Source organism: Amycolatopsis minnesotensis, from assembly GCF_039529815.1.
In the GTDB taxonomy this organism is placed as follows: Bacteria; Actinomycetota; Actinomycetes; order Mycobacteriales; family Pseudonocardiaceae; genus Amycolatopsis; species Amycolatopsis minnesotensis.
In genome coordinates, this window is record NZ_BAAANN010000005.1 from 323342 (window position 1) to 348598 (window position 25257).

Consider the following 25257-nt stretch of genomic DNA (forward strand, 5'->3'; position numbering starts at 1 on the left):
CTTACGACTACTACGGCCTCACACACGCCCGCCGCAACGCCCACCACGTGCGTGAACTGGTCGCCGCCTGCGGTTCGCCCATGACCTCACGGGCCCGTTCACCGGCAACCAAACCGAACGCGACCTGCGCATGATCGAAGTCCAGCTCGAAATCTCCGGCAGTTGGCGCATCCGACGCGGCTCCGCGTTCGCGCCCACAGCTCAACCCTCGCCCAAGAACGACATCCACATCCTCACCGAACCCCGCAACGCCATCACCGGGAACCCTTAACTGCCAACAAAACTCACAACAGCCCGAAAAACTACCCGGCCGTTTCACTCGATCGTGCGTTCGATTACGTGTGCGGGCACGGTAGAATGGTGGGGTGTCCGAGACTTCTTCCCTTGTACCGCAGCGGGAGCTGTGGCAACTCACCTCGCGTGAGAAAGCCGCCGCGCTGCGGGAAGAGTTGATGTCCTTGTGGCAACAGGAATCCCGGGTCTACCAGATCATCGCCGACCTCGACAACGGCGGCTCCCGCGAACTGGGGTATCCGTCCACGACAGCGTTGGTGGCGGAGATCGCGCGGACCTCGTCGGCGGCGGTGCGGAAGATGGTCGCGCGGGCGATCGCGCTCAACCCCAGCCACGGTGTCGGTGGCGTGGAGATTCCGGCAGCCGCACCGTTGACCGGGCAGGCGGCGGCGGAGGGTGCGATCTCGGCGCAGCACGCGGACGCGATCGTGGCGGCGCTGCGGTCCATCCCGGCGACGGTGTCGGTGGAAGAGCGGGAGAGGACCGAGAAGACTCTGGTCGACCTCGCCCGCAACGCCGGTATGTCCGAGCTTGCCCAAGGATGCCAGCGACTCCGGGACACGCTTGATCCCGACGGCGCCGAACCCCGTGACACTCCTGAACCGGCACGGTCGATGCGGTGGCACACCCGCAAAGACGGCTCCGTCAAGTTCGATGGCTACCTCGACCCGATCTCCGGGGCGAAGACCCTGGCACTGCTGGAACCGCTCGCTGCGGCTCGTAAGGATGATCCGAGTGACAATCCGCTGGTGCGCGGGCAGGCTGAGCGCAACGGGGACGCGTTCCTGGAAATGGTCACCCTCGCCGCCAGCCACCCCGACTCCCCCAACCGCAGCGGCACCCGCGCGGACCTCATCGTCACCATCACCCTCGACGACCTGAAGAAGGAACTGGGCAAGGCGTGCCTGGACATGGTCACCGACATCACCGCCAGCGAAGCCCGCATCCTCGCCTGCGACTGCAAAATCATCCCCGCCATCCTCGACGGCCAAGGCCAACCCCTGGAAATGGGACGAGCCAAACGCCTGGTCACCGAAGCGATCCGATACATGCTCGCCATCCGCGACTGCGGATGCGCCTTCCCGGGGTGTTCCCGCAAGCCGAGACATTGCGAAGCGCACCACGTGCTGCCGTGGCACGCGGGCGGCAAGACCGACCTGGGTAATCTCGTGCTGTTGTGTGGTTACCACCACCGCCTGCTGCACAACAGCGACTGGACACTCCGCATGGTCAACGGCATGCCAGAGTTCACCCCACCGGCATTCCTCGATCCCTGGCGAAAACCCAGAACCAACACCATCCACACCGCCCAACCCCGCGCCGCCTGACCGGGAGTCCCGCCATACCGGCTGGGATTCCGGCAAAGTCGTGTCGTTGCGGGCAGGGTGCCGGGGCCGGGGTGCACCTGCTGCCTGCGCATCACCCCTACCGCACCGACCGCACCACGGCACCCGGGAACCTGCACCGTCCACAGCATAACCGGCCTGGCCGCAGTCGTGTGGCCCGATCCGCTGTGTCCACAATGGAGCAATTCTGCCCACCTCGCCGGAGGATGGCATGGGCTGTCCGCGATCGCTGCCGTGGGTCGTTGGCCGGTCGAACCGGGGCCGGGGCGTCGGCCTGCTGGTCGCGGTGAGTTCGGCGGGATGCGTTGTCCTGCTGGACTTCGTCTGGATGGGTGGCCCGCGATGCGCCGGAATCCACCGAACGCGGTCAGAGGGCCAGCCGCATGCCGCGACCGGCTGGACCACCGGCCCGGCATACACGAGCCACCCTGCCCCCAATCTTCACGGAATCAACCGTCCAGCCTTGCACAGCTCAGGAGGGCACCGTGGTGATAGCGATCGTCCTGTCCTCCAGACTCCCGCAGTAGAGCTTCCCGTCGCGCTCGCGGACGCCGGTGAGCATGTGGAACCCGTCGATCTCACCGCGCAGTTCGTGCACGACCGTGCCGTCGGCGTCCACGGCGAGCACGCCGACCTCGCGGCCGGGTGCGGGTTGGAGCCACAGGGGCAGCCTGCGCACGGCGAGCCGGAGTGGGGCGGGGAGCTTGCGCACGAGGTCGAGCGCGGGCACCTTCGGGCTCGTCTGGGTGATCCAGATCAGGCCGTCGCTGCCGGTGGAGATGTTGTCCGGGAATGCTGGCAGGTCGGGGACGAGATCGGTGACCGCGCCGTCCGGGAGTGAAACCTTGCGGACGCGGCACGCGCCGGTTTCGGCCACGGCGACGAACGACTCGTCGGGTGGGAGCGCGACGCCGTTGGCGAACTGCAGGCCGTCGGTGACGAGGGTCATCTCGCCGTCCGGGGTGCGCCGGATCAGCCTGCCGCCCGTTTCGCTCTCGATCAGGTCGTCGCGCCACTTGTCGATGCCGAACCGTTCGGTCGAGTCGGTGAAGAAGATGGTGCCGTCGGCGGCGACCGCGGCGTTGTTGCAGAACACGAACGGCTTGCCGAGCGCTTCGGTCGCCAGTACGCGCACCGCGCCGTCGGCGGGGTTCACCAGCAGCAGCCCGGCGCGCGCGTCGCACACGAGCAGGTCGTCGCCGTAGAACTCGATGCCGAGCGGCCTGCCGCCGGTGTCGGCGACGACCTCGATCCGGCGGCCGTCGTCGCTGGTCCTGATGATCCGGCCGTCGGCGACACCGGTGTACACGCGGCCTTCACCGTCCACGAGTACGTCCTCGGGACCGTCGCCGTTGACCTGGACGACCGTGACCTGGCCGAACCGCATCAGCCGCTCCTTACCGGTAGGTGAGCAGTTTCGCCGCGTCCGCTTCGAAATGCGGGTGTTCGTTGAACGACAGCAGGGTGAGCCCGCCGCGGCCGGACACGAGCTTCGTGATGCCCGCGTTCACGGTCACCCTGTTCAGCTTGAGCAAACCGGCTTCCGGGGTGCCCATCAGCGCGCCGCACGCCGCCGCGATCACGCCACCGGAGGTGAACACCACCGCGTGCTCGCCCTTTCCCAGTGTGGCCACGACATCTTCGAGCGCGCCGCGCACCCTCGCGAGGAAGGCGGGCCAGGTCTCCGCGCAGGGACTGCCGTCACCCGCTTCGACCCAGCTGGTGAGCGCCGCGTCCAGCACCGCCTGGTACGCGCGGGGATCGGCGCCGACCTGGTCGGCGCCACCCGCGTGGTGCTCGGCGATCGCGACGTGGTCGTACTCGTTCCAGCGCGGGTCCTCCTTGACCGCGGGCGCGGAATCGAGCCCGGCGAGCGCGATCTCGGCCGTCTTCACCTGCCGGGACAGCGACCCCGTCCTGGCCTGGCTGAAGGTGACTTCGCGGCGGCGCAGCTCCGCACCCGCGAGCGCGGCCTGTTCCGCGCCGCGCTCGGAGAGCCGGTCGTAGTCCTCGGCGCCGAACGAAGCCTGGCCGTGGCGGACCAGGTAGACCGCACCCATCAGGACCGTCCTTTGTGGATTATCTCGAGGCAGCGCCACTCCAGGTAGGCGACGAACTGCCAGAAGTCGGCGAACGCGGGGTTGTGCGTGTCGCCGGAGTGGAAGCGATAGTAGATCTGCTGCAGCACCACCGCGAGGCGGAAGAGCCCGTAAACCTCGTAGAAGGTGAAGTCGCCGATCTCGATGCCGCTGCGGTTCGTGTACCGTTCGACGACCTCGGCCCTGGTCAGCATGCCGGGCAGGTGCGTCGGCTGCCGCCGCGAAGCCTTCATCACGTCGTCGTCATCGGCCTGCACCCAGTACGCCAGTGTGCTGCCCAGTTCCATCAGCGGGTCGCCGAGCGTGGCCATCTCCCAGTCGAGGATGCCGGTGATCGAGAGACCGGCACCGAGCAGCACGTTGTCGAACCGGAAGTCGTTGTGGATCAAGCAGATCCGCACCTCGTCGCGGAGGTTCGCTTCCAGCCAGCCGATCACCTCGGTGAACTCGGGCGCGTTCGGCGTCTTGGCCTTCGCGAACCGCGACGTCCAGCCGCGGATCTGGCGCTCGACGTAACCGGCGCCCTTGCCGAGATCGCGCAGGCCCACCGCGTCGACATCCACCTCGTGCAACTCGGCGAGCCGGTCGACGAGGCCCTGCGAAAGCTCGCGCGCCGCGGGCTCGTCCAGTGTCAGCCCCGGCGGCAGGTCACCGCGGAGGATCAGGCCGTCGAGCCGTTCCATCACGTAGAAGTCGCCGCCGAGCAGCGCCGGATCGTCGTTGAACGCCAGCACGGTCGGCACGTAGCCGAAGGCGGGCTTCAGCGCGGCCTGCACCCGGTACTCGCGCCGCATGTCGTGCGCCGACGCGGCCTTGTGCCCCGCGGGTGGCCGCCGCAGGATGAGGTCGCGGTCCGGGTACCGCAGGAGATAGGTGAGGTTCGACGCGCCGCGCGGGAACTGGCGGACCTCCGGCGGCCCGTCGAGTCCGTCCACTTCGGACGAAAGCCAGTCGTGCACGGCACCGGCGTCGAACCGGTCCTCGGCGCGGACCTCGACCGTCGGGTCGTCCTCCGCGCCGGTCACACGAACTTCCTCAGCAGCCACGGCGGTGCGAACCGCATCACCGGGCTGAGCAGTGCCCACGGCAGCGTCGGCACGTACGCCTTCGCGGGCTCCGACTCGATCGCCTTCACGAGTGCGCGTGCCCCGGCATCGGCCTTGGTGACGAGCAGGTTGCCACCGGCGCGCGCGTTCATCTCCGACTCGATGTAGCCGGGCAGCAACGTGGTCACCTTGATCGGCGTGCCGTGCACGTCGGTCCTGATCCCGTCCGCGAGCGCGGACAGGCCCGCTTTCGACGCGGCGTATGCGGTGACGTTGCGGGGCAACCCGCGCAGCGCGCTGAACGACGACACCACGACGAGGTGGCCCGCGCGCTCGTCGCGGAAGATCTGCATCGCGGCCTCGCACTGGGCGAGGCCAGCCACGAGGTTGGTCTCCAGCGTCTGCTTGTTCGCGTCGAAGCGGCCCTTGCCGACCGGCTGGCCCTTGCCGAGCCCCGCGTTCACCACGACCCTGTCCACGGTGCCGAGGTCGGCGCGGAACTCGCCGAACACCTTGAACACCTCGTCGTGGTCGTTGACGTCGAGCGGGTGCACCACGACCTCGATCCCGGGGTACTCGGCCTTGAGCTCGGCGGCGAGCTTCTCCAGCCGGTCGGTGCGCCGGGCGCACAGGCCGAGGTTGCGGCCCTTCGCGGCGAATCCTCTCGCCATTCCCTCGCCGAGGCCGGAGCTCGCGCCGGTGATCACGATGTTCTTCCGCAACGTCATACCGCGCACCTTACCCGCCAGTAACAAGGCGCGGGAGGCCTCCTTTCGTGAGCGGAAAAACCGATGGCCCGGCGCGAACGCCGGGCCATCGGTTCCAGGGGTGCGAAAAGTGGCTCTTGCCCTACTTGCCGCCGGTGTTCAGCAGCTTGTTCGGGGTGCCTTCGCTCGGGTTGGTGATCTTGTCCGCGGTCGCCGCGTCGGTCAGCGCCTTCGCCACGGCGTCCGGCTTGGCGTCCGGGTTCCCCGCGAGGTACAGCGCCGCCGCGCCGACCACGTGCGGAGTCGCCATCGACGTGCCGCTGATCGTGTTGGTCTTGTCGTCACCGGTGCCCCACGAGGACGTGATGTCGACACCCGGTGCGTACAGGTCCACGATCTTGCCGTAGTTGGAGAAGTCGGCCTGCTTGTCGGTCTTGTCGCTGGCCGCGACCGTGATGGCCTCCGGGACACGCGCCGGCGAGCTGGAACCCGCGTCGGTGCCCTCGTTACCGGCCGCGACACCGAAGGTGACGCCCTTCGAGATCGCGCCCTGGACGGCCTTGTCCAGTGCGTCGTCCGCGCCGCCGCCGAGGCTCATGTTCGCGACCGACGGGCCCTTGGCGTTCTCGGCGACCCAGTTGATCCCGGCCACGACCTGCTCCGTGGAGCCGCTGCCCTGCGCGTCGAGCACGCGGACCGGCACGATCTTGACGCCCTTGGCGAGGCCGTACTCCTCGCCGCCGATGGTGCCCGCGACGTGCGTGCCGTGGCCGTTCTCGTCGCTCGGGTCGGTGTCGTTGTCGATGAAGTCCTTGCCACCGGAAACCCGGCCGCCGAAGGTCTTGTGGGTCGCCCGCACACCGGTGTCGATGACGTAGGCGGTGACGTTGTCGGCCTTCGTCGAGTAGGTGTACGACTTGTCCAGCGGGAGGTCCTTCTGGTCGACGCGGTCCTCACCCCACGACGGCGGGTCCTTCTGCACGTCGTACGCGTGCAGCACGTGGTTCTGCGTCACGAACGCGACGGTGGGGTCGGCGGCGAGCCGCTTGGCCTGCGCTTCGCCGACCTTGACCGAGAAACCGTTCAGCGCCGCACCGTAGGTTTGGCTGACCTGGGCGCCGTACTGCGCGGCAAGGCTCTGCGCCTTCGCCGCGACGCTGGCCTTGACCTCGCCCTTCGACTGGCTCACCGCGGTGTCCTTGAGGACCACGATGTAGCTGTCCGCAACGGCGTTCGCGGTGTTGGCGCCGAGAATCTGCCCCTCTTGCGCCGCCTGCACCGGAGTGGCGGCGAGCGCCGCCACGACCGCCGTGACGCCGGCCGCGACGGTGCCCGTTTTGAGGCCCGCCGCGAGTCCGCGCCGAAGTTTCCGAGAGTTGCCCATGAGCTACCTTCCTCGTCCCGACAGTTGGCACGGCGAGAGTGGTCGCGGTTCACTGGAGAACTCGCACCGGTTTTCGAAGGGTGCTGCCCCGAGTTCCCCAGTCCGTCCTGCCCTCGCTGTGTGCAATTCATGCAAACGTGATGAACTCGGTTGGGCAATAATTAACAGTTACCAGTACTGGGCCGTTCGGAGTAACAGTGAGCTACCGAATGGCCGAGCCGAGGTCTAGTGAGATTTGCCCTTGTCGTCCGGCTACTCCTGATAGCGTTGCTCTCACCAGCAGTTAGGTCGACGAGCCGGGCGGTCACACAGCACATGCGGTCGGGGACAGGCGCAACCGGGGAAAGCACCGGCGAAACGTCCGACAACGCCTTCTCGACCGCGCTCAGAGCCGCGATCTCACTCAGTGGGCTCAGTCTCGACCGAATACAGGCACGGCTTCAGACCCGGGGCGTCTCGGTCAGTGTCACCGCCCTCAGTTACTGGCAGTCAGGAAAGCGGCAGCCCGAACGGGCGAGCTCGATCTCCGCGGTACGCGTGCTGGAGGAGATCTTGGACCTCCCCGCCGGCGCGCTGCTCGGCCTGCTGCCCCCGCCACGGCCGCGGGGCGCGTCCTCGCGGCGGCAGCGCCAGGACGCCGCGGACACCATGAACTTCCCGGCGGGCGTGCTGCGGCCGCTGCTCGACCACGTCGGCGCGCCGAACGCACTCGACCAGCACCACCAGCTCCGGCTGGTCGGCCTGCACGACCGGTGCGAGATCGCCGCCGACGGCGGGCAGCGCGCGACCACCGCGCGCGCCGTGCTGCAGGCCGAGGCCGACGGCCAGAACCGGTGGCTGCTGGTCTACGACCACGGCGGCGCCCACGCCGATCCGCCGAAGCTCTCCCCGCTGCGAAACTGCCGCACCGGCCGCGTCGCTGTCGACCTCCGGCACGGCCTCACCGTCGCCGAACTCGTCTTCGACCGGCCCATCGACCGCGGCGAAACCCAGCTGATCGAATACGCGCTGCTCAACCCCGGCCCGCCGTACCCGGACGGCCGCCACACCTACTACCGCGAATTCCGCCGCCAGGTCCGCGAGTACCTGCTGGAAGTCTGCTTCGACACGGACACCGTTCCCGAGCGCTGCTGGCAGTACTCGCGCACGGCCGCGAACCGCCCGGAGGAGCGCAAGGACCTGAAGATGGACACCGGCGGCAGCGTGCACGCCGTCGCACTCGACTTCGGCCCCGGCGTCTTCGGCATCGCCTGGAGCTGACTCCCCCGCCACTCGCCGACCCAGTGAAAGCGACGTCAGCACGCGCCTGCACCAGGCACAGAACGACGTGCAAGAACTGTCGAATCGGCTCAGCGAAGCCAAGTCCGAACGGGCAATTGCTTCCTGCCATTGCTTGCGTTGGCGCGCCAGGGAGCTGGCAACCGCGAAAAACAGCCTGATCCAGGCGAAGCTGTGCACCATTCTCGCCGATGAAGCACATCTCGACCTCGCCACCGCGGAGGCGAGGATGAACGGCAGCTGTTCGATCCGGAACGGCCAGCCGAAACTGAGCGCGGAGTTCCCGGAGTTCTTCGAGTTTTCGGAGTTTTTTAACGGTTCAACGCTCTTCGACGAAACGATCAACGGCACTCCGGTCAGCCTCACGCCGCAGAAGATGGTCGTCAGGCTGGAGAGCAAGCCATACCAGGGCATCACCGTTTCGGTGGGATATCCACCACCCGGGCTCGATTACAAGGCTTTCACCGAGCGGGTGCTGGCCAAGCTCGTCGGGAAGGGTTAGCCGAGCTTGGTGCGCAGGACCTTTCCGGTGGCGTTGCGGGGCAGTTCGTCGAGGAATTCGACGTCGCGCGGGACCTTGTAGCGCGCGAGGTTCGCCTTGACGTACTGCCGCACTTCGTCGGCGTCGAGTTCCACGCCGTCGGCGAGTACGACGTAGGCCTTCAGGCGTTGCCCGAATTCGTCGTCCTGGACGCCGACCACGGCCGCTTCGAGCACATCGGGGCGTTCGACGAGGAGGTTTTCCACCTCGATCGGGAACACGTTCTCACCGCCGGAGACGATCATCTCGTCGTCGCGGCCGTCGATGAACAGGAGCCCGTTCTCGTCGAAGTGGCCGACGTCGCCGCTGGAGAGCAGGCCGTCGATGATCTCCTTGTTCCTGCCGTCGGTGTAGCCGCCGAAGCTCAGTCCGCTGCCGACGAACACCCGGCCCGTCACGCCGCGCTCGGTGATCCGCTGCCCTTGGTCGTCGTAGATCGCGACGCGGCAGCCGACCGGTGGCCTGCCGACCGTGCCGGGTGCCTTGCGCCAGTCCTCCGGCGTCGCGACGGTGGCCACCGCGACCTCGGTCGAGCCGTACAGGTTGTGCACGACATCGCCGAACGCCTCGGTCGCCCGGTTGCCGAGATCGGGTGAAAGGGCCGAGCCCGCGACGAACACGATCCGCAGCGACGAGGTGTCGTACTTCGCGAGCGTGTCCTGGCCGAGGTCGACGATCCGCTGCAGCATCGTCGGCACCAGCACGAGCGCGGTGCACTTGTGGTCCGCGATGCCCTTGAGCGCTTCCTCCGGCTTGAACTTCCGCCGCATCACGACCTTCGAGCCGAGCGCGAAGGAAAGAATGAACTGCGAGAGCCCGGTGCCGTGGAACAGCGGCGCGCCCATGTACGTGCTTTCGCCCGCGCGCAACGGGATCCGGTCGAGGAACTGCGCCGAGTCGAGCGGGCTGACCTGCGGCCGCGGCGCGCCCTTCGGCGTGCCCGTGGTGCCGCTGGTGAGCAGGACGAAACCACCGGGCTTCGCCGGGGCCGGCACCGGGCGGTCGTCGCTGCTGGCGATCAGTTCGTCGAGCACGGGAATCGACTCGTCCCGGTGCGCGGCATCGCTGTCGACCCAGGCGAGGTAGTGATCGACGTCACCGGCGACGGCGTCGAGGAGGCCCGTGAACTCCTCGTCGTAGATCAGCGCCCGCACCTCCTCGCGGGCGGCGACGTCGGCGAGCTGGGGCTTCGCGAACCCGGTGTTCATCAGCAGCAGCCTGGCGCCCAGCTTGCCCGTCGCGAGCATCGACAGCACGAGCCCCCGGTGGTCGCGGCACAACGCGGCGACCACGGTGCCCGGCGTGATGCCGCGCGCCGAAAGAGCCCTGGCCAGCGCGTTGGACTGGGCATCGAGCTGGCGGAAGGTGAGCGGGCCGAGATCGTCGACGATCGCGACGGCGGACGGGTCCCGCCTGGCCGCGACGTGCACGGTGCCCGCGAACGGCCCGAACCGGCGGATGGCGCTGAGCGAGCGCACCCCTTCGTCGAGCCGGGGGAACGGCACCAGCCCGGCCTGCCACATGACCTCGATGCTGCGCACCGTCTCGGTCACCTTGGTGGCCAGCTCCCCGACCACGGGCGGGTATCTCATCTGCGCACCTCCGTCGCTGCGGCCAGATCAGGTCCTCGTGAGATCACGTCCTCGCGGGATCACCGTACCGACGGTATGGCGGCTGGTCGAGAGGTGGGCGAAACTGTCGGGGGCATGACACACAATCGAGGCGTGCACATTGTGGTCGGTCACGAAGCGAGCGGGTCCTACCGTGTGCACGGTGACGAAGAGCGCCTCGAACTGACCGAAACCGAGTTCGTCGCGTACGCGGCCGAGCGCGAGCGGGCGAGCACCGAGGCGCCGCGATGGGTGTTCTCCTCGGTCGAGCAGGTGTACCCGGTCCTGCTGCGCGCCGGTGTCCGGGTGCGCCGATGTCACGATCTCGCGCTCGCCGAAGGGCTGTTGCTCGCCCACGAAGGCCGGGAGGGCGAGCCTCGCGGGCTGGCCGCGGCGCTGGCCAGGGCGAACGGCATGGACGCGCCGCCGGATTCGGCCCCGGCCGGGCTGGACGACCAGCCGTCCCTGTTCGAGACCCGCGGCTCGGGCCTGCCACCGGAAGTGGCCGCGGTCGACGCGGCGGCGACAGTGCTCGCCGAACAGGAACGGCGGGTGCGGGCGGTCGAGCACCCCGGCCGGATGCGGCTGCTGCTGGCGGCGGAGTCGGCGAGCGCGCTGGCCGCGGCCGAAATGTCCGAGGACGGGCTGCCCTGGCGCGCGGACGTGCACGACGCACTGCTCACCGAACTGCTCGGGCCGCGCGTCCCGGCCGGTCAGCGGCCGCGCAAGCTCGCCGAGCTGGCGAACGGGATCAGCGACGCCTTCGGCCGCGCGGTCAACCCCGATCACCCGCCGAGCGTGGTTCGGGCGTTCGGGCGGGCGGGAATCGACGTCCCGTCGGCGCGGGCGCACGTGCTGCGCGAGGTGGACCATCCGGCGGTGGCGCCGCTGCTGGAGTACAAGGAACTCGCGCGGCTGCACTCCGCGCACGGCTGGGTGTGGCTCGACGAATGGGTGCGCGACGGGCGGTTCCGGCCGGTGTACGTCGTCGGCGGCGTGGTGTCGGGCCGCTGGGCGAGCCGTGGCGGCGGCGCGTTGCAGATCCCGCGCACGCTGCGCCGCTGCGCACAGGCCGATCCGGGGTGGAAGCTCGTGGTCGCGGACGCGTCCCAGCTCGAACCGCGCGTGCTCGCCGCGCTCTCCGGCGATCGCGGGCTCGCCGAGGTGTCCGCCGCGGCCGATCTCTACGACAGCTTGGCCGAGGCGATGTTCTCCGGGGTGCGCCGCGTGCCCGTGCCCGCGTGGGACGACCGCGATGACAGGGCGCGCGCGAAGATCGCGATGCTCTCGGCGATGTACGGCGGCACCGCGGGCGAAGCGGCGTCGCTGCTCGCCCTGCTGCGCCAGCGCTTCCCGGCCGCGGTGTCCTATGTGGAGCGTGCGGCGCAGGCCGGTGAGCGGGGCGAGCGGGTGCGGTCGCGGCTCGGGCGCACCTCCCCCGCGCCGTCCGACGCGTGGCGCGCGCTCACCGGGGCGCTCGCCGACGGTGAGGCCGCCGAGGGGAAGGCCCGCCGTGCGTCACGGGAATGGGGCCGGTTCACCCGGAACTTCGTGGTGCAGGCCTCGGCCGCGGACTGGACCGCGGTCCTGCTGGCGACGCTGCGCCAGCGCTTGCCCGCACCCGCGCACCTGGTGTTCTTCCAGCACGACGAGGTCGTGGTCCACGCGCCGGAACCGCTGGCCGATGAGGTCACGGCGGCGCTGCACGGCTCGGTGCAGGAAGCGGCGCGGCTGCTGTTCGGCGCATCGTGCCCGGTCCGGTTCCCGATGCACCCGGCGGTCGTGGACTGCTACGCCGACGCGAAGTGAATCACCTTGTCGACTTGACGTCTTTGCCGTAGCGGTGGCAGGTCAGGGGAATCGGCCCGTTCTCGTCGGCGGCGGCGTAGTCGAACGTGCCCTCGTCCTGCCACCCGTTGCGCTCGTAGAACCGGCGGGCCCTGGCGTTCCCCGCGACCACCGCGAGCCACGCCCGGTCGTACCCGTCGTCGAAGACGAGCCGCTCGGCCTCGGCGAGCAGTGCCGCCGCCACGCCGGCGCCCCGGTGCTCCCGTGCCACGTAGACCTGCTCGACCTCGTCGTCGACCACCATCACGAACCCGGCGACCGCGCCGCCCACGGTCAGCACCGTGGTGTCCTCGATCCGCTGCCCGGCGCGCGCGGCGAAGGAGTCGCCGGTACGGACGGCCACCAGCGCCTCGGGCACGTGGCCGAGATGGCCGTCGGCCCAGCCGACCCGCCAGATCCCGGCGACCCGCTCCGCGTCGTCGGGGTGCGCCGGGCGAAACCTCACGTCGGTGGCCACCCGAAGATCCTAGCCCGTGGTCAGGCGGCGTCCATCGCGCGCAGCACGCGCTTGACCGACACCGGGTGCGCCGTGCCGAGCGTCTGCGCGAAGAAGCTCACCCGCAGCTCTTCGATCATCCACCGCACGTCGCGCAGCGCCGGCGACGGCGAGGTCCCGGCCGGTACCGCGTCCAGCAGGCGCTGGTACTCCTCGGTGACCCAGGCGACCTCGCGCAGCCGCTCGATGTCCCTGGCGGGATCGGTGCGCAGCTTGTCCAGCCGCCGTTCCACGCCGCGCAGGTACCTGACCACGTTGGACAGCCGATCGAACCCTGTCCGCGTGACGAAACCCTTGTACACCAAGCCGTCGATCTGCCCTCGAATGTCCTGTAAGGACTCCTTGGCCCCGTGCGCGTCCGCGAGCGCGGTCTCGGCGTCGTTCGCGGCGCGCAGGATCCGCTCCACATCGGACAGTACGGTGAGGACGGTGGAGTTCAGCCCGGCGCGGACCTTCTCGGTCAGCGCGCCGAATCCCGCCTCGTCCCACGCCGGGCCGCCGTTGTCGGCGACGAGCTTGTCGATCGCGCACGAGATGCAGTCTTCGAGCAGCGCGGGCACGCTGCCGTGCGGGTTGCGGTTGAGCACCAGCTTGGCCTGGTTGCCGAGGCTGCGCGTGATGAACTTCATCGGCGACGGCACCGCGAGGCGCAGCAGCCTGCGCGTGCCGAGCCACATCGCGTGGTCCTGCTGCGCCGGGGTGTCGAGCATCCGGACGGCGACCGACTCGCCCTCGTCGACCAGCGCCGGGTACGCCTTCACCGCGTGCCCGCGCTGGGTGCTTTCGAACACCTTCGGCAGTTCGCCGAACGCGCCTGAGGTCAGCCCGGAGCGTTCGATGCTGTTCGCCGCGGTCGAGATGGTCGCGCGGACCTCACCGCTCAGCTTCCGCTTGAGCGCCTCGAGATCCTTGCCCTCGGCGAGCTTGCGGCCCTTGTCCCCGGTGACCCGGAACGTCACCCGGAGGTGATCGGGCACCAGCTCCGGCTGCCACGCCTCGGGCGGGATCGGCACCCCGCGGAAGTCCTCCAGCTCGCGTGCCACGACGTCGGTCACCGCGCCGTCGCCGGGATTCGCCCGCGCCAGCACCAGTTTCGCGTGGTCGGGGGCCGGGACGAAGTTGCGCCGAAGCTGCTTCGGCAGCGACTTGATCAACGCGGTGACCAGCTCTTCGCGCAGCCCGGGCACCTGCCAGTCGAACCCGTCGGGGCGTACCTGGTTGAGCACCGGCAACGGGATGTGCACGGTGACGCCGTCCGCGTCGGCGCCGGGCTCGAACTGGTAGGTCAGCGGGAACCGCAGCGAGCCCTGCGTCCAGGTGTCGGGGTAGTCCTGCTCGCTGACGTCCCCGGCGGTGGCGTTGATGAGCATCGCCTTCTCGAAGCTCAGCAGGTCCGGCTGGGTGTGCCGGGTCTTCTTCCACCAGCTGTCGAAATGCCGCGCCGACACCACTTCCCCGCCGACGCGCTGGTCGTAGAACTCGAACAGCGTCTCGTCGTCGACCAGGATGTCGCGGCGGCGCGCGCGGTTCTCGAGGTCCTCGACCTCGTCGAGCAGTGCGCGGTTTTCCTTGAAGAACCGGTGGTTCGTCTGCCAATCACCCTCGACGAGCGCGTGCCGGATGAACAGCTCACGCGACAGTTCGGGGTCGATGCGGCCGTAGTTGACACGGCGGCCCGCGACGAGCGGCACGCCGTAGAGGGTCACCTTCTCCATCGCCATCACCGCGCCCTGGCGGCGTTCCCAGTGCGGCTCGGAGTAGCTGCGCTTGACGACGTGCTGCGCGAGCGGCTCGACCCATTCCGGCTCGATGCGCGCGTTGACACGCCCCCACAGCCGCGAGGTTTCGACCAGCTCGGCGGACATCACCCAGCGCGGCTGCTTCTTGAACAGCGCCGAGCCGGGGAACACCGAGAACTTCGCGCCGCGGGCACCGAGGTACTCGCCGCTGGCGGGATCCTTGAGGCCGATGTGCGAGAGCAGGCCCGCGATGAGTGCCGTGTGGACGTGCTGCGGGTCGGCCGGTTCGGTGTTGAGCGTGATGTCGAGCTGCTTCGCGAGCTGGCGGAGCTGGCTGAAGATGTCCTGCCATTCGCGCACCCGCAGGTAGTTCAGGAACTCCGCGCGGCACAGCTTGCGGAACTGGTTGGCGGACAACGCCTTCTGCTGCTCGCGCAGGTACTCCCACAGGTTGAGGTAGGCGAGGAAGTCCGAGGTCTTGTCCGCGAAGCGCGCGTGCTTCTCCCCCGCGGCCTGCTGGTGCTCGGCAGGGCGTTCGCGCGGGTCCTGGATGGACAGCCCGGCGGCGATGATCATCACCTCGCGCACGCACCCGTTCGCCGCCGCCTCCAGCACCATGCGGCCCATCCGAGGGTCGACCGGGAGCTGCGCGAGCTTGCGGCCGACCGGGGTCAGTCGCTTGTGGACATCGGTCTCCTCGGGGTCCAGCGCGCCCAGTTCGGTCAGCAGGTGCACGCCGTCGGTGACCTGGCGGCGATCCGGCGGCTCGACGAACGGGAACGCCGCGATGTCCCCGAGCCCGAGCGAGGTCATCTGCAGGATCACCGACGCGAGGTTGGTGCGCAGGATCTCGGGATCGGTGAACTCGGGGCGGGCGTCGAAGTCGTCCTCTGTGTACAGCCGGATGCAGACCCCGTCCGAGGTGCGGCCGCAGCGGCCCTTCCGCTGGTTGGCCGAAGCCTGCGAGACCGGCTCGATCGGCAGCCGCTGGACCTTCGTCCGGTGGCTGTAGCGGGAGATCCTGGCCGTGCCGGGGTCGATCACGTACTTGATCCCCGGCACCGTGAGCGAGGTCTCCGCGACGTTCGTGGCGAGCACGACGCGGCGCCCGGTGTGCCGCTGGAACACCCGGTGCTGGTCGGCCGCCGAAAGCCGCGCGTACAGCGGGAGGATCTCGGTGCCGCGGAGGTCCCGTTTGGACAGCGCGTCCGCGGTGTCGCGGATCTCGCGCTCGCCGGAGAGGAACACCAGCACGTCGCCGGGCCCTTCGGCGGCGAGCTCGTCGACGGCGTCGAGGATCGCCTGCGTCTGGTCGCGCTCGGTGTCCGGGTCGGGGTCGTCCGGGTCCACCACCGGCCGGTACCGCACCTCGACCGGGTAGGTCCGCCCCGACACCTCGACGATCGGCGCGTCGTCGAAGTGCCGCGAGAACCGCTCGGGGTCGATCGTCGCCGAGGTGATGATCACCTTCAGGTCGGGGCGGCGCGGCAGGAGCTGCTTGAGGTAGCCGAGGATGAAGTCGATGTTGAGGCTGCGCTCGTGCGCCTCGTCGATGATCAGGGTGTCGTAGCGGCGCAGCATCCGGTCGGTCTGGATCTCGGCGAGCAGGATGCCGTCGGTCATCAGCTTGACGAGCGTGTCGTCGCCGGAGTGGTCGGTGAACCGCACCTTGTAGCCCACCGTGGTGCCGGGCTCGGTGTCCAGCTCGCCCGCGATCCGGTCCGCGACCGTGCGCGCCGCGAGCCGCCGCGGCTGGGTGTGCCCGATCTGGCCGAGCACACCCCGCCCCAGTTCAAGGCAGATCTTCGGCAGCTGCGTGGTCTTCCCCGAGCCGGTCTCCCCCGCGACGATCACCACCTGGTGGTCGCGGATCGCCGCCGCGATGTCGTCCTTGCGCTTGCTGACCGGCAGTTCTTCCGGGTACTTGAGCTGCGGCACGCTCGCGCGCCGCGTGCTGACCCGCAGCTCGGCCGCTTCGACGTCGCGGGTGATCTGCGTGATCACGGACTCGGCGTCACGTGCCTTGCGTGCGCCGTCGATGCGGCGGCGCAACCGGTTCCGGTCGCGCGGCATCAGCTCGGGAAGACGGGCCCGCAGCCCGTCGAGGGGGGATCGCGTGGACATACTTCGGCCCAGGATAGCGGTGCGTGACCGCCGGACGCCTCCGAATATGCGCCACGCGACTCCGGCTCAGCGGCCGTGCTGGCCCGGCTGGCCCTGCTGGTTCGGCGGGAACTGCTGGTGCGGGAACTGCTGGGGTGCCTGAGCCGGCTGCGGGAACGGCTGCTGCGGCGGCTGACCGGCCTGGAACGGCTGCCCCTGCTGCGGGAAAGCGGGCGACGCCTGCTGGGGCGCGGACGGCTGCTGCTTGCGCTTGCGCACCACCACATGCGCGATCACCAGCGCGAGCCCGAGGACACCGATCACCGAGCCGAGCGCGGGCTGGTAGTCCTCCGCCCAGATCAGGATCGTCAGCTGCCGATCGCTCCAGTAGTGGAAAGCCACCGAACCGAACCCGAGAATCGTGAGAAGAACACCGGCTCTGAGCATTGATTTCACCTCGAAGACTCGTCCGCCGCGGCCGGGCCCGGCCGCGGCGGCGCTTCGACGGTGGAGCGCGCGATTCGGTTCCCCGCCGAGCCGATCAGGTGCGCACGAGATCGGCGGCGCCGAGTTCGGCGACCGTGCGGTGCCCCGAAAGCCCGAGCGTGAGGTCGAAGTCGGCGAGCAGGCTCCGCAGCACGTGCCGCACGCCGTCCTCGCCGCCGTGCGCGAGCCCGTACAGGTACGGCCTGCCGAGCAGGACCGCGTCGGCGCCCAGCGCGAGCGCCTTGATCATGTCCGCGCCGGTGCGGACGCCGGAGTCGAACAGGACCTCGGTACGGCCGCCGACCGCGGCGACGACGCCGGGCAGCGCGTCGAGCGAGCCGAGCGCGCCGTCGACCTGGCGGCCGCCGTGGTTGGACACCACGATCCCGTCCATCCCGGCGTCCACCGCGCGGCGGGCGTCGTCGGGGTGCTGGATGCCCTTGAGCACGATCGGCCCGTCCCAGTGCTCGCGCAGGAACGGGAGCTGGGCCCACGCCTTGTCGGTGCCGGTCACCATGGAGATCCAGCGCAGGATCGCCGACGCGGGGTCGTCCTCCGGCGGCTTCTCCAGCCGCGCGCGGAACACCGGGTCGGAGAACGGGACCGCGACGCCGTCGCCGTGCAGGAACGGCAGGTAGGCCTGGTCCAGATCACCCGGCCGCCACGCGAGCGTCCACGTGTCGAGCGTGACGACGAGTGCTGTGTAGCCCTCTTTCTTGGCCCTGGCGAGGATGCTGGCGCACACGTCGTTGTCGCCTGGCCAGTACAGCTGGAACCAGCGCGGGCCGTCGCCGTTCGCCGCCGCGACGTCCTCGATCGTGCTGGACGCGGCGGTGGACAGGATCATCGGCACGCCGAGCGCGGCCGCGGCGCGGGCGGTCGCGAGCTCGCCGTCGGGGTGCACGATCGTCTGGACGCCGACCGGGGCGAGCGCGAGCGGCGCGGGCATCGGCGTACCGAGCACGGTGGTGGCGAGGTCGCGGTGTGTGGCGTCGGTGAGCATGCGGGGCACGATCTTCCAGCGGTCGAACGCCGCGCGGTTGGCGCGCGCGGTGGCCCCGGAGCCGGCGGCACCGGCGACGTAGGAGAACGGGCCCGGTTCGAGCACCTTCTCCGCCGCCGCTTCGAGCCCGGTGGCGTCCGTGGTGAACGCCGGCGTCGTACCGGCGAGGCCCTGCAGGTAGATCTCGTTCTGGTAGCCACCGAATGCTGCTCCGGTCACCTGACCTCCTCGTCGTCGCCCCTCGATACCCGGCGGTAGCGTACGGGCTCCCGCCTCTGAACGGCGTCAAGGACGGGCAAGGAATATCCGGCTCTAGTCGAGCAGCCCGGCGCGGTGGGCGAGGATGGCGGCCTGGACGCGGTTGGCGCAGGCGAGTTTGCCGAGGATGCGGCTGACATGGGTTTTCACGGTGGCTTCGCTGAGGTAGAGCTCGGCGGCGATGTCGGTGTTGGACAGACCGCGGGCGACCGCGACGAGCACCTCGCCTTCCTTGCGGGTCAGCACTTCGAGCCGTCGCCGGGCGTCGGCCCCGCGGCCGGTGCCGGGATCGGGATCGGCGAACCGGGTCAGCAGGCGGCGGGTGATCTTCGGGGAGAGCATGGCGTCGCCCCGTGCGGCGCTGCGGACCGCGGTGAGCATGTCGGACGCGGTGGCGTCCTTGAGGAGGAAGCCGGCGGCTCCGGCGCGCAACGCCGTGTGCACGTACTCGTCGAGGTCGAAGGTGGTCAGCACGACAACCTCGGGCGGATCGGCGAGCCGCCGGAGCTGGCGGGTGGCGTCGAGGCCGTCGGCACGAGGCATCCGGATGTCCATGAGGACCACGTCGGGCCGGGCGGATCGGGCCGTGCTCACCGCTTCGGCTCCGTCCGCGGCCTCACCCGCGACGGTGATGTCCTCGGCGGACTCCATGATGGTGCGCAGCATGGCGCGGACCATCCACTCGTCGTCGGCGATGAGTACGCGGATCACCGGTCGCGCTCCGCGTCGAAGGGGGCGAGCGGGATCACGGCCTCGACCAGGAACCCACCGTCCGAAGTGGACTTCGTGACCAGTTCGCCGCCGACGAGGCGGATCCGCTCGGCGATGCCGAGCAGGCCGTGCCCGCCACCGGGCAACGGATTCTCTTCGGCACCGGCCTTGTTGGCGACGGTGAGCAGCAGGCGATCCGGCTCGCGGCGCAGCCGGACGTGGGTCGCGGCGTCGCGCGCGTGCTTGCGGACGTTGGTGAGCGCTTCCTGCACGACCCGGTAGACCGCGTGCTCGACCAGCGCGGGCGGGGCCGGGCCCGGCTCCACGTCCAGTGCGACCGGCTGGCCGAGCGCGCGGGACTGGTCCACGAGATCGGCCAGTTCGGCGAGGCCCGGCTGCGGTGCCAGCGGAACGGCGTCGTCGGCTCGCAGCACCGCCACCACCGAACGCAGTTCGTCGAGCGCCGCGCGCCCGATCGTCCCGATCTGCCTGGCGATCGTCGTGGTGTCGCGGCCGCGGGCGGCTTCGAGCGCGGTGGCGTGCAGCACCATGAGCGACACCCGGTGGGTGACGACGTCGTGCATGTCACGGGCGATCCCCGCGCGCTCCTCGCTGCGCGCCTGCCGGACGCGGAGATCTCGTTCCTGTTCGGCCCGTTCGGCCCGCTCGCGCATCTCGGTGATCAGCTCACGGCGGGTGCCGGCGTACAGGCCGAGCAGTGCCGGGGCGACGCACACGGCCACGCTTATCGGCAGGCTGGCGTCGAAGCCGCCCAGCCACCAGATCGGGAGGCCGACCACCACCAAGGTGCCGACTGTGCCGACGGCGGTAAGCCGCCAGGAACGGGTGCGTTCGGCCAAGGTGTACTGGGCGAGCACGACCGCGCCGATACCGGACAGCGCCACCCAGTCCGCGAGTGCCACCACCGCGAACCACAGTGGACGGTCCCGCCGGAACCACGCCGCGACGCCGACGAGCACCGCGGCCGGGATCCAGAACCACGGCGGGGGCGCCCACCGGAAGTAGCCGTAGATGAGACCGGCCGCGGCGAACGGGGTCGTGGCCACCGCGCAGCCGACCGCCAGCACACCGTCGGCCGCCCGCCTCAGGTACGAGTCGACGAGGCGCATGTCGATCAACCTAGCCCGGCCGTCCGCGCCCGCGCATCAGTGGAAAGGTGTATGCGACCGCCACCGGTATACCTCCATCGGCGCGCGGGTCTGGCCCTTGTGCGGACGTTGCCGATCGGTCTCCGCCGCGAGGCTTCAGTGCATGAAGACATCGAACACCTGGCGCACGATGACTCGGCGGTCGTGGCAGATCGGGTTCGCGGCGTTCGCCGCCGTCGCGGCCGTGCTGCTGGCTCCCGGGGAAAACGCCACCCTGCCGACGATCCGCATGCTGGGAATGGCCGGGTACGCGGTGGCGGTCGTGGTCTCGCTCGGCTGCGCCGCGGCACTGCCGAAGCCGGGCGCCAGAAAACTGCTCATCGGGTTCCACCTCGCGTTCGTCCCGCTGCAGTTCCTGTTCGCCTTCCCGAATCCGGTGCCGAACCTGGGCATGCTGCTGTCGGTGGTGGTACTGGCCGGGTTGCGGCCGCGGTTCCCACGGCTGTCGCCGCGCGCGAGGAAGGTCTGGCTCGTCCTGCACATCGGCGTCAGCGTCGGCTGGCTGGGCCTGTCGCTGGGCATGGTCACGCTCGCGGTCACCGGACTGGTCGCCGAGACCCACGCGGTGCGGCATGGCGCGTACGAGATCTTCCACGTCTTCGACCTCGTGATCGTGATCCCCAGCGTGGTGCTGACGATCACCACCGGTCTCGTCGTCTCGCTCGGCACGCCGTGGGGACTGGTCAAGCACCGCTGGGTGCTGGCGAAGTTCGTGATCTCGCTGAGCATCCCGGCCGCGGCGGCGATCGAGAGCCGGTGGGTCATCGAACTGGTCGCCCGTACCGAAGACCCGGCCGCCGAGCCGGGTGCTCTCGGCGGGGCGCTCGTAGCCACCGTCGGCTGTTTCGCGGTACTGCTGTGGACCGCTACGACCTTGTCCGTCGTCAAGCCGTGGGGCCGGACGAGGTGGGGATCCGTGCGCACCATCGCGGTGACCGTCGCAGGCCGGGAGGTCGTCGCCGAGGACACCGTCGCACTGACCCTGGAACGAGCGGGCGGGCGCCGCTTGCCCGGCTGGGAACCCGGCGCGCACGTCGACCTGGTCCTGCCGTCGGGGCTGGCGCGCCAGTACTCGCTGTGCGGTGACCCGGCCGAACGGCGCAGCTATCGGCTCGCTGTGCTGCGCGAGCCCGCGGGCCGCGGTGGTTCCGTCGAGGCGCACGCGCTGCTGCCCGGCACCCGCGTGGCGATTCGCGGGCCGCGCAACAACTTTCCGATCGCCGAGGCACCGGCACACCTGTTCATCGCGGGCGGTATCGGGATCACCCCGTTCCTGCCGATGGTGCGCCGCCTCGCCGCGGCCGGTGTCCCGTGGCGGTTGGTCTACCGGGGCCGGTCGCGCGACCGGATGGCGTACGCCGGTTCACTCGCCGCCGCCTACCCCGGCCAGGTGTCGCTGTTCCCCGCCGACACGCACGCCCGGCCGGACTTCGCCGAGTTGCTGCGCCAGGCACCCGACGGGGTCGCCGTCTACTGCTGCGGGCCCTCGGAACTGGTCGAGGCGGTGACTGCCGTCTGTCCACAAGGGACACTGCACGTCGAACGGTTCGCCGCCAGCCCCGACGCCGGGCCGCGCCGCCCGTTCGAGGCGGAACTGCGGCGCAGCGGGCGAACCGTGCGGGTACCCGCGGACGGCACCCTGCTTGCCGCCATCCACGAAGTCGACCCGGCGTTGCCCGCCTCCTGCACCGACGGGCTCTGCGGCAGTTGCGTCGTCCCGGTGCTCGACGGCATCCCCGACCACCGCGACGACGTGCTGCAACCGCACGAACGGGACCGCACCGATCTCATCTACCCGTGCGTCTCCCGCGCCCGCGGGGATCGCCTCGTGCTCGACGCCTGACCTACCCGAACGAATCGAGGAACACCATGAACGACATCCGCCGCCGGAACCTGCTCCGCACCGCGGGCGCGACCGCGCTCGGCACCGGCGCCGTGCTCGCCGGGGCCGTCCCGGCCGCTGCCGCGCATCCCGGCTCGCTGATCGGCACCTGGCGGGGCACCGCCACGCGCGTGGACGAGATCGAAGTCGCCGTGTTCACCTTCTTCCCCGGCGGGATCTTCACCTCGTTCGCCGAGGGTATCCACATCTCGGCTGGGCGCTGGGCGATGACGGGGCACCGCGCGTTCCGGTTTTCCCTGTGGCAGGTGCTGCCCGACGACCTCGAAGGCCTGCCGCACCGCTACCACGGCGAGGTCCAGGCCATCCACCACGGCCGCATCGACGGCGACACCCTGACCACCGAAGGCGTCGGCAGGCGGATCGACGCCGACGGCGAGGAGATCGGCCGGGGCTGGGTTCGCGTCCACGCCACGCGGTTCGGCCTGGACCCGTTCTAGCCAAGCCGATGTCCCACGGTGACGTCCACGTGGTCGGGGACCTGCTCGTGCCGGTCCCCGACCGTCACCGTGCCAGTCGGCTCGAACAGCAGGAGCGATGCACCGTCCACGGAGGACGGCCGGTGCCCGGTTCCGTGCGGGGCCACGAACACTTCGCCCCGGTTCAGGGTGACCACGCGTTCGGTTCCTTGTTCTCGCAACGCGATGTCCAGTACGCCGTCGAGGACGAGGAAGAACTCGTCGGTGTCGTCGTGGGCGTGCCACACGTGCACACCCTTGACCTTGGCGATGCGCACGTCGTAGTCGTTGACCCGTGCCGCGATACGAGGGCTCCACAGTTCGTCGAATGTGGACAGTGCTTCGGCGAGGTCGATCGGTTCGGTCATGCGTCCATGCTGCTCCCGGCGGCGACCGCGCGGGAGTGCTGGAAATCGCACATGTCGCCTGGATTCTCGCACCGGGTCGTCATGATCGTCGACGACGGGTCGAACCCGTTCGAACTCGGCGTGGCGACCGAGCTGTTCGGGTTGCGCAGGCCCGAACTCGACCGGCCGTGGTACGGCTTCGCGCTCTGCTCCGCACCGCGGACACCGTGATCGCGCCCAACCGGCCGGATCCGGGGGTGCCGCCGTCAGCCGCGGTTCTCTCGGCCATCCGGGATGCCGGTCGGCGCGGGGCGCGGTTGATGAGCTTTTGCACCGGCGCGTTCAGCCTCGCCGCGACGGGGGTGCTCGACGGGCGGCGGGCCACCACGCATTGGCGGTGGGCGGACCTGTTCGCTGTTCGTTTTCCCGAAGTCCGGCTCGAAACCGATGTCCTGTTCGTGGAGGACGGTCCCGTGTTCACGTCGGCTGGTAGCGCGGCGGCGGTGAGCCGACGACTGGTGTTCGCGGTGCACCGGGATGGCGGGCAGCGGCAGTTCGTGGAACGGCCGATTCCGTCGGTGCCGGACACTTCGCTCGCGCCTTTGCTGGCGTGGGCCCTTGAGCGGCTGGATCAGCCGTTGGGGGTGCCCGATCTCGCTGACCGTGCCGCCGTGAGTGTCGCCACCTTGCATCGGCGGTTTCGTGCTGAGCTGGGGATTACGCCGTTGAAGTGGCTTACTTCCGAGCGAGTTTTGTTGGCTTGCCGGTTGATTGAGCGTGGGGAGGTTCGGTTCGATGTCAGTTGCGGCGGCGGGTTGGGGTTGCCCCTCGGGGGTACCGGTTTCGTTTTTCGGGGGCACGGTGAGGGTTTCAAACGCGCCTGCGGCGCGCCGTCGAGTGCCGTTCCCGACGCATTGATGTGATCTCATCAAGATAACCTCAATGATAGGCAGAACATCTGATATACGTAATTCGACTTTGGATTCTCGCATGAAGCTCACTGTGAATTCCATCAAGCGCGTGGCCGACACGAACGGCGGCAAGCTCGAAGTGTGCCCGGAAGAGAACTACGCGTCGTACGTCGTTTTCCCGAGCGGCACGGGTTCAGCACGTCCGTCGTCAACAGCGAGGAATGCCGGACGTTCGACGTACTGGGGAACAGCACTTCCGTCGAGTCCATCGAGGTTCGCGGTATCCACAACGGGTTGTCCGAGTCCTTCAATGTCAACAAGCTCCCCGCCCAGGTTCGCCCGAGCTTGGGCGGCGCGGTCATCACCCAGGGCAGCGACACGGGGGATCACTGGGCCATGGTGCCGCGGATTTGATCTCCTGAGCGGGTCAGGAGTCGTGAACGGCACATCGAAGACGTTCAACGTCGTCGAGGATCACGGTATTGCCGAGGGCCGGGTTCGTCCATTGCGCGGAGCGAAACCCGGCCATGCCGCGCCAAGGACGAAAGGCCCAGACTTCGTGTGCAATCGGGCAGAAGTAGATCAAGGAACGTGGTCTGAGCTTCTCGTGGTCCGAGGATGACCTCGCCGAAGAGTTCGGTCTTCTGACCGGTGCTGTTCGGCAAGTAAGTGATCTTCATGAGGATCGGGATCTTCATGAAGCGTGCGACCTTTCCAGTGGGCATGAGCTGTACTGGCGGGCAGGATGACCACGCCCATCCACGCGTGCGTGCGCCCGTGTGCCGAGTACAGGTACTGGCGAAGTCGTAAACCGTTTTGACTTGGAGGTTCGATGAAGTCCTGGCGTTCCCGGATCAGTGTCGGTCTCGCCATGGGCGCGGCGGTGATCGCCGTTCCCTTGGTCGCGACCACAGCCACCGCCTCCGCCGCCCCGCCGCCCGGCGACGGCTGGGTAGTGGCCGGCGGCGACCACTACAATTCGAAGGCGGAGTGCGAAGCGGCGGAGATCGACACTGCTCGGGAAGATGGTTACCACGAGGTGTGGTGCGACGACAGCACGTACGTCATGACGGTTTACTTCCGCTGACCGATTCCGCGCCGGTGGAAAGTGAATCCTCCGGCGAGTCCGACAACGTTCTTCCCCCGGGCGCGACGCGCCCGGGGGAAGAATCGTTCCAGGATGCGGTGTCCGGACCCTCCCGGACGCCGCGCGCACCAGCCTGCGGGCCAGCAGCTCGGTGTCCCAGTTGGCCGACTGGTCCTCACCGTCCACTGGTCGACGACGACGGTGGAGATCCGGCACGGCGACCACGGGTCGTCGACCTTGTTCGCCGAACTGCCCTCCGGCCGCGCGCAAGCCCTCTACGCCGCCTGCGACCAGGACGCACACGAGAAGAAGCGCCAAGGTGACAAGCGCACCATGGATCAATACCGATAACTTAAGCTGTTTTATGCTATAGTTAGATATGCCGCGAGCTGGTCAGAAAAAACATATACCCGGCGACGAGGGAAAGTCGAAAGAT

Annotated in this window: 22 protein-coding genes and 1 pseudogene; 10 read left to right on the forward strand and 13 right to left on the reverse strand. The window is 69.4% G+C overall.

Features of this window, described 5'->3' with window-relative positions:
- The first annotated feature begins 365 nt into the window (after nt 1-365).
- Nucleotides 366-1622 carry an HNH endonuclease signature motif containing protein gene (locus ABD256_RS08835; RefSeq protein WP_344415489.1) on the forward strand — a complete coding sequence of 419 codons (1257 nt, stop codon included), beginning with the start codon at nt 366-368 and terminating at the stop codon, nt 1620-1622.
- A 490-nt stretch (nt 1623-2112) separates the two neighbouring features.
- On the opposite strand, the gene ABD256_RS08840 is transcribed toward ABD256_RS08835, so the two are convergent.
- The 5 genes from ABD256_RS08840 to ABD256_RS08860 all read right to left on the reverse strand — a co-directional run bounded on the left by ABD256_RS08840 (nt 2113) and on the right by ABD256_RS08860 (nt 6876).
- Complete coding sequence (locus ABD256_RS08840) at nt 2113-3027, reverse strand: SMP-30/gluconolactonase/LRE family protein (RefSeq protein WP_344415492.1); 915 nt, start codon at nt 3025-3027, stop codon at nt 2113-2115.
- Between the two features lie 10 nt (nt 3028-3037).
- On the reverse strand, nt 3038-3700 hold the full coding sequence (locus ABD256_RS08845; protein ID WP_344415494.1) for a histidine phosphatase family protein: 663 nt from the start codon (nt 3698-3700) through the stop codon (nt 3038-3040).
- On the reverse strand, nt 3700-4764 hold the full coding sequence (locus tag ABD256_RS08850) for a phosphotransferase family protein (RefSeq protein ID WP_344415496.1): 1065 nt from the start codon (nt 4762-4764) through the stop codon (nt 3700-3702). The genes ABD256_RS08845 and ABD256_RS08850 overlap by 1 nt, the downstream gene beginning before the upstream one ends.
- A complete protein-coding gene (locus ABD256_RS08855) occupies nt 4761-5513 on the reverse strand; it encodes an SDR family oxidoreductase (RefSeq protein ID WP_344415498.1) in 753 nt (250 codons plus the stop codon). Before ABD256_RS08855 ends, ABD256_RS08850 begins: the two co-directional genes overlap by 4 nt.
- Nucleotides 5514-5634: 121 nt before the next feature.
- The gene (locus ABD256_RS08860; RefSeq protein ID WP_344415501.1) at nt 5635-6876 is read right to left on the reverse strand and encodes a S8 family peptidase; all 1242 of its coding nucleotides are present in this window, start codon (nt 6874-6876) and stop codon (nt 5635-5637) included.
- Nucleotides 6877-7191: 315 nt separating this feature from the next.
- Here ABD256_RS08860 and ABD256_RS08865 point away from each other — a divergent pair, with 315 nt between their 5' ends.
- Both ABD256_RS08865 and ABD256_RS08870 read left to right on the forward strand, forming a co-directional pair.
- Complete coding sequence (locus ABD256_RS08865) at nt 7192-8136, forward strand: hypothetical protein (protein ID WP_344415503.1); 945 nt, start codon at nt 7192-7194, stop codon at nt 8134-8136.
- Between the two features lie 67 nt (nt 8137-8203).
- Complete coding sequence (locus ABD256_RS08870; protein WP_344415505.1) at nt 8204-8656, forward strand: hypothetical protein; 453 nt, start codon at nt 8204-8206, stop codon at nt 8654-8656.
- Here ABD256_RS08870 and ABD256_RS08875 read toward each other — a convergent pair.
- Entirely contained in the window at nt 8653-10287 is a 1635-nt protein-coding gene (locus ABD256_RS08875; protein WP_344415507.1) for an acyl-CoA synthetase, read from the reverse strand. The genes ABD256_RS08870 and ABD256_RS08875 overlap by 4 nt on opposite strands.
- Before the next feature lie 132 nt (nt 10288-10419).
- Here ABD256_RS08875 and ABD256_RS08880 point away from each other — a divergent pair, with 132 nt between their 5' ends.
- Nucleotides 10420-12114 carry a bifunctional 3'-5' exonuclease/DNA polymerase gene (locus tag ABD256_RS08880; protein WP_425546407.1) on the forward strand — a complete coding sequence of 565 codons (1695 nt, stop codon included), beginning with the start codon at nt 10420-10422 and terminating at the stop codon, nt 12112-12114.
- Nucleotide 12115: 1 nt separating this feature from the next.
- Here ABD256_RS08880 and ABD256_RS08885 read toward each other — a convergent pair whose 3' ends face one another.
- The 6 genes from ABD256_RS08885 to ABD256_RS08910 all read right to left on the reverse strand — a co-directional run bounded on the left by ABD256_RS08885 (nt 12116) and on the right by ABD256_RS08910 (nt 20079).
- The gene (locus tag ABD256_RS08885; RefSeq protein ID WP_344415511.1) at nt 12116-12610 is read right to left on the reverse strand and encodes a GNAT family N-acetyltransferase; all 495 of its coding nucleotides are present in this window, start codon (nt 12608-12610) and stop codon (nt 12116-12118) included.
- Nucleotides 12611-12630: 20 nt separating this feature from the next.
- Nucleotides 12631-16461, reverse strand: coding sequence for an ATP-dependent RNA helicase HrpA (gene hrpA / locus ABD256_RS08890; protein ID WP_344415550.1), 3831 nt, complete (start codon nt 16459-16461; stop codon nt 12631-12633).
- 117 nt (nt 16462-16578) lie between these two features.
- The gene (locus tag ABD256_RS08895) at nt 16579-16938 is read right to left on the reverse strand and encodes a hypothetical protein (protein ID WP_344415513.1); all 360 of its coding nucleotides are present in this window, start codon (nt 16936-16938) and stop codon (nt 16579-16581) included.
- Between the two features lie 94 nt (nt 16939-17032).
- A complete protein-coding gene (locus ABD256_RS08900; RefSeq protein WP_344415515.1) occupies nt 17033-18199 on the reverse strand; it encodes a lactate 2-monooxygenase in 1167 nt (388 codons plus the stop codon).
- A 93-nt stretch (nt 18200-18292) separates the two neighbouring features.
- On the reverse strand, nt 18293-18949 hold the full coding sequence (locus ABD256_RS08905; protein WP_344415518.1) for a response regulator: 657 nt from the start codon (nt 18947-18949) through the stop codon (nt 18293-18295).
- Complete coding sequence (locus ABD256_RS08910) at nt 18946-20079, reverse strand: sensor histidine kinase (protein ID WP_344415520.1); 1134 nt, start codon at nt 20077-20079, stop codon at nt 18946-18948. The genes ABD256_RS08905 and ABD256_RS08910 overlap by 4 nt, the downstream gene beginning before the upstream one ends.
- Before the next feature lie 142 nt (nt 20080-20221).
- Here ABD256_RS08910 and ABD256_RS08915 point away from each other — a divergent pair, with 142 nt between their 5' ends.
- Both ABD256_RS08915 and ABD256_RS08920 read left to right on the forward strand, forming a co-directional pair.
- A complete protein-coding gene (locus ABD256_RS08915) occupies nt 20222-21961 on the forward strand; it encodes a PDR/VanB family oxidoreductase (RefSeq protein ID WP_344415522.1) in 1740 nt (579 codons plus the stop codon).
- A gap of 26 nt (nt 21962-21987) precedes the next feature.
- On the forward strand, nt 21988-22458 hold the full coding sequence (locus tag ABD256_RS08920; RefSeq protein ID WP_344415524.1) for a hypothetical protein: 471 nt from the start codon (nt 21988-21990) through the stop codon (nt 22456-22458).
- Here ABD256_RS08920 and ABD256_RS08925 read toward each other — a convergent pair.
- The gene (locus ABD256_RS08925) at nt 22455-22844 is read right to left on the reverse strand and encodes a cupin domain-containing protein (RefSeq protein WP_344415526.1); all 390 of its coding nucleotides are present in this window, start codon (nt 22842-22844) and stop codon (nt 22455-22457) included. The genes ABD256_RS08920 and ABD256_RS08925 overlap by 4 nt on opposite strands.
- A 51-nt stretch (nt 22845-22895) precedes the next feature.
- Between ABD256_RS08925 and ABD256_RS08930 the strand changes: the two are divergent.
- The 4 genes and pseudogenes from ABD256_RS08930 (at nt 22896) to ABD256_RS08945 (ending at nt 25172) form a co-directional block, all read left to right on the forward strand.
- Nucleotides 22896-23688, forward strand: a pseudogene (locus ABD256_RS08930) (helix-turn-helix domain-containing protein).
- A 187-nt stretch (nt 23689-23875) separates the two neighbouring features.
- The gene (locus tag ABD256_RS08935) at nt 23876-24148 is read left to right on the forward strand and encodes a hypothetical protein (protein ID WP_344415528.1); all 273 of its coding nucleotides are present in this window, start codon (nt 23876-23878) and stop codon (nt 24146-24148) included.
- A 418-nt stretch (nt 24149-24566) separates the two neighbouring features.
- Nucleotides 24567-24821, forward strand: coding sequence for a hypothetical protein (locus ABD256_RS08940; RefSeq protein WP_344415530.1), 255 nt, complete (start codon nt 24567-24569; stop codon nt 24819-24821).
- A gap of 93 nt (nt 24822-24914) precedes the next feature.
- A complete protein-coding gene (locus ABD256_RS08945) occupies nt 24915-25172 on the forward strand; it encodes a hypothetical protein (protein ID WP_344415532.1) in 258 nt (85 codons plus the stop codon).
- Nucleotides 25173-25257: the final 85 nt, after the last annotated feature.

What these genes read in the sequence shown, in the direction of transcription:
- ABD256_RS08840 (WP_344415492.1), bottom strand. Translation starts at nt 3,027, where the DNA reads ATGCGGTTCGGCCAGGTCACGGTCGTCCAGGTCAACGGCGACGGTCCC.
- ABD256_RS08845 (WP_344415494.1), bottom strand. Translation starts at nt 3,700, where the DNA reads ATGGGTGCGGTCTACCTGGTCCGCCACGGCCAGGCTTCGTTCGGCGCC.
- ABD256_RS08855 (WP_344415498.1), bottom strand. Translation starts at nt 5,513, where the DNA reads ATGACGTTGCGGAAGAACATCGTGATCACCGGCGCGAGCTCCGGCCTC.
- ABD256_RS08860 (WP_344415501.1), bottom strand. Translation starts at nt 6,876, where the DNA reads ATGGGCAACTCTCGGAAACTTCGGCGCGGACTCGCGGCGGGCCTCAAA.
- ABD256_RS08865 (WP_344415503.1), top strand. Translation starts at nt 7,192, where the DNA reads ATGCGGTCGGGGACAGGCGCAACCGGGGAAAGCACCGGCGAAACGTCC.
- ABD256_RS08875 (WP_344415507.1), bottom strand. Translation starts at nt 10,287, where the DNA reads ATGAGATACCCGCCCGTGGTCGGGGAGCTGGCCACCAAGGTGACCGAG.
- hrpA (WP_344415550.1), bottom strand. Translation starts at nt 16,461, where the DNA reads ATGCCGCGCGACCGGAACCGGTTGCGCCGCCGCATCGACGGCGCACGC.
- ABD256_RS08895 (WP_344415513.1), bottom strand. Translation starts at nt 16,938, where the DNA reads ATGCTCAGAGCCGGTGTTCTTCTCACGATTCTCGGGTTCGGTTCGGTG.
- ABD256_RS08910 (WP_344415520.1), bottom strand. Translation starts at nt 20,079, where the DNA reads ATGCGCCTCGTCGACTCGTACCTGAGGCGGGCGGCCGACGGTGTGCTG.
- ABD256_RS08915 (WP_344415522.1), top strand. Translation starts at nt 20,222, where the DNA reads ATGAAGACATCGAACACCTGGCGCACGATGACTCGGCGGTCGTGGCAG.
- ABD256_RS08920 (WP_344415524.1), top strand. Translation starts at nt 21,988, where the DNA reads ATGAACGACATCCGCCGCCGGAACCTGCTCCGCACCGCGGGCGCGACC.
- ABD256_RS08925 (WP_344415526.1), bottom strand. Translation starts at nt 22,844, where the DNA reads ATGACCGAACCGATCGACCTCGCCGAAGCACTGTCCACATTCGACGAA.
- ABD256_RS08940 (WP_344415530.1), top strand. Translation starts at nt 24,567, where the DNA reads ATGAAGTCCTGGCGTTCCCGGATCAGTGTCGGTCTCGCCATGGGCGCG.
- ABD256_RS08945 (WP_344415532.1), top strand. Translation starts at nt 24,915, where the DNA reads ATGCGGTGTCCGGACCCTCCCGGACGCCGCGCGCACCAGCCTGCGGGC.